At 70.8% G+C, this 9089-nt stretch carries 8 protein-coding genes; 2 read left to right on the top strand and 6 right to left on the bottom strand.

What is annotated here, in order from left to right; all coding sequences use genetic code 11:
* Positions 1-170: 170 nt before the first annotated feature.
* Positions 171-980: a carbon-nitrogen family hydrolase gene (locus tag ACFYYF_RS16760; RefSeq protein ID WP_388776202.1), complete on the bottom strand. Its 810-nt coding sequence runs from the start codon at positions 978-980 to the stop codon at positions 171-173.
* 154 nt (positions 981-1134) lie between these two features.
* On the opposite strand from ACFYYF_RS16760, the gene ACFYYF_RS16755 reads away from it, so the two are divergent.
* The gene (locus ACFYYF_RS16755) at positions 1135-1959 is read left to right on the top strand and encodes a maleylpyruvate isomerase family mycothiol-dependent enzyme (protein WP_365479071.1); all 825 of its coding nucleotides are present in this window, start codon (positions 1135-1137) and stop codon (positions 1957-1959) included.
* Positions 1960-2196: 237 nt separating this feature from the next.
* Here ACFYYF_RS16755 and ACFYYF_RS16750 read toward each other — a convergent pair whose 3' ends face one another.
* A complete protein-coding gene (locus ACFYYF_RS16750) occupies positions 2197-3495 on the bottom strand; it encodes a nitrate/nitrite transporter (RefSeq protein ID WP_388776199.1) in 1299 nt (432 codons plus the stop codon).
* The gene (locus tag ACFYYF_RS16745; RefSeq protein WP_361688497.1) at positions 3492-4166 is read right to left on the bottom strand and encodes a GntR family transcriptional regulator; all 675 of its coding nucleotides are present in this window, start codon (positions 4164-4166) and stop codon (positions 3492-3494) included. Before ACFYYF_RS16745 ends, ACFYYF_RS16750 begins: the two co-directional genes overlap by 4 nt.
* Before the next feature lie 203 nt (positions 4167-4369).
* On the opposite strand from ACFYYF_RS16745, the gene ACFYYF_RS16740 reads away from it, so the two are divergent.
* Complete coding sequence (locus ACFYYF_RS16740; protein ID WP_361688494.1) at positions 4370-5266, top strand: serine hydrolase; 897 nt, start codon at positions 4370-4372, stop codon at positions 5264-5266.
* A gap of 83 nt (positions 5267-5349) precedes the next feature.
* Here ACFYYF_RS16740 and ACFYYF_RS16735 read toward each other — a convergent pair whose 3' ends face one another.
* From ACFYYF_RS16735 to pdhA, 3 genes are read right to left on the bottom strand one after another with little or no spacing between them, the layout of a single operon-like run.
* The gene (locus ACFYYF_RS16735) at positions 5350-6807 is read right to left on the bottom strand and encodes a dihydrolipoamide acetyltransferase family protein (protein ID WP_388776195.1); all 1458 of its coding nucleotides are present in this window, start codon (positions 6805-6807) and stop codon (positions 5350-5352) included.
* A gap of 9 nt (positions 6808-6816) precedes the next feature.
* A complete protein-coding gene (locus ACFYYF_RS16730) occupies positions 6817-7797 on the bottom strand; it encodes an alpha-ketoacid dehydrogenase subunit beta (RefSeq protein ID WP_361688488.1) in 981 nt (326 codons plus the stop codon).
* Positions 7798-7799: 2 nt separating this feature from the next.
* Complete coding sequence (pdhA, locus tag ACFYYF_RS16725; RefSeq protein WP_361688485.1) at positions 7800-9029, bottom strand: pyruvate dehydrogenase (acetyl-transferring) E1 component subunit alpha; 1230 nt, start codon at positions 9027-9029, stop codon at positions 7800-7802.
* Between the last annotated feature and the right edge of the window lie 60 nt (positions 9030-9089).

Raw genomic sequence — 9089 nt, 5'->3', positions numbered from 1 at the left:
CCGACGCGAGGCCGGGTCCGACGCGAGGCCGGGTCCGACGCGAGGCCGGGTCCGACGCGAGGCCGGGTCCGACGCGAGGCCGGGTCCGACGCGAGGCCGGGTCCGACGCGAGGCAGGGTCCGACGCGAGGCAGGGTCCGACGCGAGGCAGGGTCCGACGCGAGGCAGGGGTCAGCGGGACGGGGTCGCCAGGCCCAGCAGGCGGTCCTTCAGGGCCGGGAACTGTTCCCTGGTCTCCGCGACCTTCGCCGGGTCGAACTCCACGGTGAGGATCTCCTCGCCCGCACCCGCCTCGGCGAGGACCTCACCCCACGGGTCGACCACGATCGAGTGACCGGCCTGGGGAACTCCCGCGTGCGTACCGGCCGTTCCGCAGGCGAGGACGTACGCCTGGTTCTCCACGGCGCGCGCCTGCGCGAGCAGGGTCCAGTGGGAGCGGCGCCGCTCGGGCCAGCCGGCGGACAGGACGAGGGTCTGCGCCCCGGCGTCGACGAGTCCGCGGAAGAGTTCGGGGAACCGCAGGTCGTAGCAGGTGGCGAGGCCGATGACGGTCTCCGGCAGCCGCGCGGTCACCAGTTCCGTGCCCGCGCCCATGAGCACGGCCTCGCCCTGGTCGAAGCCGAAGCGGTGGATCTTGCGGTAGGCGGCGACGCGTTCGCCCGCGGGGGAGTAGACGAGAGAGGTGTTGTAGAGGGAGCCCCCGGGGCCGTTCCCGGAACCGGCGCGCTCGGGGATCGAGCCGGCGTGCAGCCACACGCCCGCGTCGCTCGCCGCCTTGCTCATCGCCTCGTGGGTCGGACCGTCCAGCGGCTCGGCCTCGGGCCCGAAGCCCTCGTAGGCGAAGGCGCCGGTGGTCCACAGTTCGGGGAGGACGACGAGATCGACTCCGGCTTGATCCCGTACCAGGTCCGCCACGCGGAGTCTGCGGTCCGCGACCGATTCGTCGTCGTTTACGTCGATCTGGAGGAGCGAGGCGCGCACACTACCACCGTCCTGGCATTCGAGCCGTCCATACGGGCCTACGATCGTCACACGAAAGCACTGCCGGGGTGCCTCACAGCAGCGTAACTTAGCGTCCCAAGACACCCGCTGCCTGTGAAATGCCCGCGTCCAACCGCCCGAGGGGTCCCGTTCCGTGAGTCTGCATCCGAGTCTTCAGTCCTACGCCGACGCCTGGGCCCACTCGATCGAAGCGATATCCGAGCTGGTGCAGCCGCTTGTGGAGGGCGAGTGGAACCGGCGGACTCCGTGCCCCGGCTGGTCGGTCCGTGACATCGTCTCGCACGTCATCGGGCTGGACTGCGAGATGCTCGGCGACCCGCGGCCGATCCACACGCTTCCCCGCGACCTCTACCACGTGACGAACGAACACCAGCGGTACATGGAGATGCAGGTCGACGTGCGCCGCCACCACACGGCGCCGGAGATGACCTCCGAGCTGGAGTACACGATCATCCGCCGCAACCGGCAGCTCCGGAACGAGTCGCGGCAGCCCGACGCGAAGGTGCGGGGCCCGCTGGGCACCGAGGTCACCCTGGAACACGCGATGCGCAACCGCGCGTTCGACGTGTGGGTGCACGAGCAGGACCTGCGCTACACGCTGGGCCGGCCGGGGAACCTCGACTCCCCCGGATCGGTCGTCGTGCGGGACCAGCTCCTGGCCGCGCTGCCGAAGATCGTCGCCAAGGACGCGGGGGCGCCGGCGAACTCCGCGGTCGTCTTCGACGTGCACGGTCCCGTGGAGTTCCTCCGCACCGTCCGTGTCGACGCCGACGGACGCGGCTCGATAGACGGTTCGCCCTCTCTCGGGCCCGCCGTCAGCCTCGCCCTGGACTGGGAGACCTTCGTCCGGCTGGCCTGTGGCCGCGTCGGCCCCGACGCGGTGTCCGACCGCATCAAGGCCGAGGGCGACCCGGAGCTGACCACGGCGATCCTGCGCAGCCTCGCCGTCACGCCGTAACGGGCGGGGCGGGGCGCACACACGGGCAGCGGGGCGGGGGTCTTCCCCCGCCCGCCGTCCCGCTCCGCACGTCCCGTACGACGGCAACCGCAAGCGCAGCCACGGTCACAGTCACCGCCGCAGCCGCAGCCGCAGCCGCAACGACGGCAACAGCGGCCGCGACAGCCACCGGCGCCGGCGCCCACCGCAGCGGCCGCGACCACCGCGTCGGCCGCGGGGCGGTGCGGCCCCCGGCGGTCACGCCGGTACGTGCACCGTCTCCACCCGGCTGGCGACGAGCCGCTCCCGCTCCCGGCGGGCCGCCTGCTCCCGCAGCCGGAAGATCTGGCTGAGCCCGAGCGCCTGGAGCACGAACACGGCGGAGAAGGCGATCCGGTAGTCGTCGCCGGTGGCGTCGAGCAGGACGCCGATGGCCAGCAGCGTCGTCATCGACGCGGTGAAACCACCCATGTTGGTGATCCCGGACGCGGTTCCCTGACGCTCCGGCGGGTTCGCCGGACGCGCGAAGTCGAAGCCGAGCATCGAGGCCGGCCCGCAGAAGCCGAGCACCACGCACATCACGACCAGCAGCCACATCGGCGCGTGCTCGCCGGGGTACACCAGCACCGCCGCCCACACGATCGCCGTCGCCGCGACCGTGCCCAGCGCGAGCGGCAGCCGCGCGGTGTGGTGCCGGGCGACGATCTGCCCGTACACCAGCCCGGCGGCCATGTTGGCCAGGACGACGAGCGTCAGCAGCTCACCGGCCGTGGCCCGGGTGAGGCCCTGGGCCTGGACGAGGAACGGCATCCCCCACAGCAGCAGGAACACCATCGCCGGGAACTGCGTGGTGAAGTGCACCCACAGACCCAGCCGGGTGCCGGGTTCCCGCCAGGACGCGACGATCTGACGGCGGACGTAGGCGGCTCCCTGGTGCGGGAACGGCTCCGGCCGGTGGCCTTCGGGGTGGTCCTCCAGGAACAGCAGCAGGAGGACGAGGACGAGCACACCGGCGGCGGCGCTGCCGGCGAACGCGGCCGTCCAGCCCACGCCGTGCAGCAGCCGGGCGATCACGAGCGTCGAGACGAGGTTGCCCGCCATGCCGGCCAGGCCCGCGAGCTGGGCGACGAGCGGTCCGCGCCGGGCGGGGAACCACCGGGTGCCGAGCCGCAGCACGCTGATGAACGTCATCGCGTCACCGCAGCCCAGCAGGGCGCGCGAGGCGAGCGCCATCCCGTACGACGATGAGAACGCGAAGCCCAGCTGTCCGGCCGTGAACAGCAGGACGCCGATGGTCAGCACCTTCTTGGTGCCGAGCCGGTCGACGAGGAGCCCGACCGGTATCTGCATGCCCGCGTAGACGAGCAGTTGGAGGATGGAGAAGGTGGACAGGGCGGAGGCGCCCACGTGGAAGCGGTCCACGGCGTCGAGCCCGGCCACCCCGAGGGACGTGCGGAAGATGACCGCGACGAAGTAGACCGAGACGCCGATGCTCCAGACGGCGATCGCGCGCCGACCGCCGGGCGGGTCGCCGGGCAGTGCGGTGGACGAGCTCATCGGACCTCTCCCCGTGCCAGGTTGGAGAACCAGCTCACGTGTCCGTGGATGAGCGCCACGACCGCGTCGGCGTCACCGGAACGCAGCGCCTGGAGGATCTGTTCGTGCTCGACGAGCGTCTTGGTGATCCGGTCGGGGTGGGCGTGCATCACGGCGACTCCCATCCTGAGCTGGCGGTCGCGGAGCTGGTCGTAGAGCCGGGAGAGGATCTCGTTGCCGCCGCTGCGGACGATCTCGGCGTGGAAGCAGCGGTCGGTGACGGCGGCGGCGGCCAGGTCCCCGGCGGCGGCCTGTTCCTTCTGCCGGTCGAGCAGTTCCTCCAGGCGGGCCAGGAGCTGCGGCGACGCCGGTACGGCCTTGCGCGCGGCGTGCTCCTCGACAAGCTGACGGGTCTCGACCACGTCGGCGATCTCCTGGGCGGAGACCGGCAGGACGAGCGCGCCCTTCTTCGGGTAGAGCTTGATCAGCCCTTCGGCCTCCAGGCGGAGCAGGGCCTCACGGACGGGGGTGCGCGACACGCCCACCGCGTCGGCGAGTTCGCCCTCGGTGAGCAGGGCCCCGCCTTCGTAACGGCGCTCCAGGACCCCGTCCTTGACGTGTGCGTAGACGCGGTCGGCTGCCGGCGGCTGTTTCACGGGGGGCCGCGCCGGCGCGGGAGGGGCTGAAGGCATGCGCACATCATAGATACAACACGTACGCATGGCCGGGGGCATTTCAGCATGCGGACCCCTCAACAGGCCCCGCCTGTAACCCAGGTCACATGAATTTCACGCGTTTGCCGCACATCCCTTTGCGCTTCCCGGGAGTCTGAACTGGGACGGCACTCCCATGTGCCGTTCTCCCAGGGGCATTTCGTGCATTCGGAGCGTTTATTTTGATTACCGGCATTAAGGGCACGCGTTTCCGCAGGGCCGCCGCCGTGACCCTCACCACCGGCGCCGTGCTGGCAGCCGGAGCCTTCGGCGCCGCGCCGGCGGGCGCTGTCGCCACCCCCACGATCGCCGCCAAGGGCGGCTACACGATGAACAACGGGACCGGCACGACCCTCTTCAAGAAGGCTGCGGACACCAAGCTGTCCACCGGTTCCACCACGAAGATCATGACGGCCAAGGTCGTGCTGGCCCAGTCGAACCTGAACCTCGATGCCAAGGTCACGGTCCAGAGGGCGTACAGCGACTACATCGTCGCCAACACCGCTTCCTCGGCCCACCTGATCGTCGGGGACAAGGTCACGGTCCGTCAGCTTCTCTACGGTCTGATGCTGCCGTCGGGTTGTGACGCCGCCTACGCGCTCGCCGACAAGTTCGGCTCGGGTTCGACGCGCGCCGCCCGCGTGAAGTCGTTCATCGGCAAGATGAACACCACGGCGCGGAGCCTCGGCATGACGAACACGCACTTCGACTCGTTCGACGGCATCGGCAACGGCAGCAACTACTCGACGCCGCGCGACCTGACGAAGCTCGCCAGCAGCGCCATGAAGAGCACCACCTTCAAGACGGTCGTCAAGACCGTCAGCACCAAGCAGAAGGTGACGACCGCGAGTGGCGGCTACCGCTACTACACGTGGGAGAACACCAACAAGCCGCTGCTGACCGGCTACTCCGGCACGATCGGCATCAAGACCGGTTCGGGCCCCGAGGCGAAGTACTGCCTCGTCTTCGCCGCCACCCGCAACGGCAAGACGATCATCGGCACGGTGCTCGCCTCCACGTCGATCAGCGCGCGCACCTCGGACGCCACGAAGCTGCTGAACTACAGCTTCGCCAGGTAAGCGACACACAGAAGGGGCCTGCCGCGCACCGCGCGGCAGGCCCCTTCCTGTTGGCGTCCGGGCCCGGACCCCGGCCGATCCGGTTACGCCCAGGTGATCAGCCGCTTGGGCTGCTCCAGGACGGCCGCGGTGTCGGCGAGGACCTTGGAGCCGAGCTCGCCGTCGACCAGGCGGTGGTCGAAGGACAGCGCCAGCGTGGTGACCTGACGGGGCTTCACCTTGCCCTTGTGGACCCAGGGCTGCAGCTTGATCGCGCCCACCGCGAGGATCGCGGACTCGCCGGGGTTGAGGATCGGCGTGCCCGTGTCGACGCCGAAGACGCCGACGTTGGTGATCGTGACCGTGCCGCCCTGCATCGCGGCCGGCGAGGTCTTGCCCTCGCGCGCGGTCGCCACCAGCTCGCCCAGCGACTCGGCGAGCTGAGGCAGGGTCTTGGCGTGCGCGTCCTTGATGTTCGGCACGATCAGACCGCGGGGGGTGGCCGCGGCGATGCCCAGGTTCACGTAGTGCTTCTGGACGATCTCCTGGTTGGCCTCGTCCCAGGACGCGTTCACGTCCGGGTTGCGCTTGATCGCGACCAGCAGGGCCTTGGCCACGAGCAGCAGCGGGTTGACCCGCAGCCCCTGCATGTCCTTGTCCTGCTTGAGCTCCTCGACCAGTCGCATCGTGCGCGTCACGTCGACCGTCACGAACTCGGTGACGTGCGGCGCGGTGAACGCCGAGCCGACCATCGCCGTGGCCGTCGCCTTGCGGACACCCTTCACCGGGATCCGGGTCTCGCGCGCGCCGTCGAACGACGCGGCCGGGGCCGGGACCTGCGGCTGGACGCGGGCCGGGGCCTGCGGAACCGTTGCGGGGGCCGGGGCCGCGACCGGGGCGGGCGCCTGCGCCGGAGCGGCCGCCGCGTGCACGTCCTCCCGCGTGATGATGCCGTCCGGGCCCGACGGGGTGACCGTCGCGAGGTCGACACCGAGGTCCTTGGCGAGCTTGCGGACCGGAGGCTTGGCGAGGGGCCGCTGCTGGGGGGCCGCGGACCCGTGGCCGTTGAGCTCGCCCTGGATCGCGGTGGCCGCGTACAGGGGCTCGCCCTGCTGGACGGGGGCCTCGACGCCCTTGCGGGGGCGCCGCTTGGTGGAGGACTCCGCCACGCCGTACCCGACGAGGACCGGCTTGCGGTCCTCGGGCTTGGCCTCCTCGACGGGGGCTTCCACGGGGGCGGCCGGAGCGGCCGGGGCCTGCTCGGCGGCCGGGGCCACCGGGGCGGGGGCCGCGCCACCGGACACGTCCACCGCGATGATCACCTGGCCGACGTCCACCGTCGTGCCCTCGGGGAAGCGGAGTTCGCTCACCACACCGTCGTACGGGATCGGCAGTTCGACCGCGGCCTTGGCGGTCTCGACCTCGCAGACGACCTGCCCGTCGGTGACCTTGTCACCGGGCTGGACGTACCACTTGAGGATCTCCGCCTCGGTGAGTCCCTCGCCCACGTCGGGCATCTTGAACTCGCGGAGTCCCGACGCGTTCTCAGTCATCGTCGTCACGACTCTCTCCTAGTACGCCAGCGAGCGGTCGACGGCGTCGAGCACCCGGTCGAGGCCCGGAAGGTACTCCTCCTCCAGGCGGGCCGGCGGGTACGGGGCGTGATAGCCGCCGACCCGCAGGACGGGCGCCTCCAGGTGGTAGAAGCACCGCTCGGTGATGCGGGCCGCGATCTCCGCGCCCGTCCCGAGGAACACCGGCGCCTCGTGCACGACGACCAGGCGGCGGGTCTTCTCGACCGAGGCCTGGATCGAGTCGAAGTCGATCGGCGACATCGAGCGCAGGTCCAGGACCTCGATCGACTTGCCCTCCTCCTGGGCGGCCGCGGCGGCCTCCAGGCAGACCTTCACCATCGGGCCGTACGCGACCAGGGTGAGGTCGCTGCCCTCGCGCGCCACCCGCGCCTTGTGCAGCGGACCGGGGATGGCGTCCTTGTTGACCTCGGACTTGTCCCAGTAGCGCCGCTTCGGCTCGAAGAAGATCACCGGGTCGTCGCTCTGGATGGCCTGCTGCATCATCCAGTAGGCGTCGCCGGCGTTCGAGGGAGAGACCACCTTCAGGCCCGCCACGTGCGCGAACAGCGCCTCCGGGGACTCCGAGTGGTGCTCGACCGCGCCGATGCCGCCGCCGTACGGGATGCGGATGACGACGGGGAGCTTGATCTTGCCGAGCGCCCGCGCGTGCATCTTCGCGAGCTGGGTGACGATCTGGTCGTACGCCGGGAAGACGAATCCGTCGAACTGGATCTCCACGACGGGGCGGTAGCCGCGCAGGGCCAGGCCGATCGCGGTGCCGACGATGCCCGACTCGGCGAGCGGGGTGTCGATGACCCGCTCCTCGCCGAAGTCCTTCTGGAGACCGTCGGTGACCCGGAAGACACCGCCGAGCTTGCCGACGTCCTCGCCCATGATGAGGACCTTGGGGTCGGCCTCGAGAGCCGTGCGCAGCGATTCGTTGATCGCCTTGGCCAGCGCCATCTTTTCGGTCGTCATGGCTACTTGCCCTCCCCGGCGTCCGCGAACGACGCCTGGTAGGCGGCGAACTGGGCGCGCTCCTCGTCGACGAGCGCGTGCCCGTCCGCGTACACGTTCTCGAAGATGGCGAAGTTGTCCGGGTCCGGCATGGCTCGCACCACTTCGCGTACTCGCTTGCCCAACGCTTCGCTCTCGGCCTCGAGTTCCGCGAAGAATCCCTCGTCCGCGTGGTTTCCGGCCTCGAGGTAGGCGCGCAGGCGCAGGATCGGGTCCTTCGCCTCCCACGCCTCGCGCTCCTCGTCGGCCCGGTACTTGGTCGGGTCGTCGGAGGTGGTGTGCGCGCCCATGCGGTAGGTGTACGCCTCGACCAGGGTGGGGCCCTCGCCGCTGCGGGCCCGCTCCAGGGCCCACTTGGTGACCGCGAGGCAGGCGAGGACGTCGTTGCCGTCGACGCGGACGCCGGGGAAGCCGAAGCCCTGCGCGCGCTGGTAGAGCGGCACGCGCATCTGGCGCTCGGTCGGCTCGGAGATCGCCCACTGGTTGTTCTGGCAGAAGAACACGACGGGCGCGTTGTAGACCGCGCCGAAGTTGAAGGCCTCCATGACGTCGCCCTGGCTGGAGGCGCCGTCACCGAAGTACGCGATCACGGCCGAGTCGGCGCCGTCCTTGGCGACGCCCATGGCGTAGCCGGTGGCGTGCAGCGTCTGCGAGCCGATGACGATCGTGTACAGGTGGAAGTTGTTGCCGTTCGGGTCCCAGCCGCCGTTGTTCACACCCCGGAACATGCCGAGCAGGTTGGTCGGGTCGACCCCGCGGCACCAGGCGACGCCGTGCTCGCGGTAGGTCGGGAAGACGTAGTCGTCGTCGCGGGTGGCGCGGCCGGAGCCGATCTGAGCGGCTTCCTGGCCGAGCATCGAGGCCCACAGGCCCAGCTCGCCCTGGCGCTGCAGGGAGGTGGCCTCCGCGTCGAAGCGGCGGCTCAGGACCATGTCCCGGTACAGGCCGCGCAGCGCCTCGGGGGTGATGTCGGCGACGTACGGGTCGTACGTGGCGTCCTTGACCCGCTTGCCTTCCGGGGTCAGCAGCTGAACGAGTTCCGGCTCGCCGCCCGTCGCCCCGGGCGACTTCTTGGCGGCCGCGCCGGCGCTCCTGCTCGCGGCGCTCTTGGTACCGGTCGTACTGGCGCTCGCGGCGCTCTTCGTACCGGCGCTGCGTCGCGGCTTGCGCGCGGCAGTGCTCTCCACGGTCACGTGTGCTCCTCCGTCGGTCCGGCCCCCGGGGTTGCCGGAAGGCTGGGGTCCCCCTCGCTC

The sequence above is a fragment of the Streptomyces sp. NPDC001914 genome, from assembly GCF_042891215.1.
In the GTDB taxonomy this organism is placed as follows: Bacteria; Actinomycetota; Actinomycetes; order Streptomycetales; family Streptomycetaceae; genus Streptomyces.
This window is presented reverse-complemented; position numbering and strand designations above follow the sequence as displayed.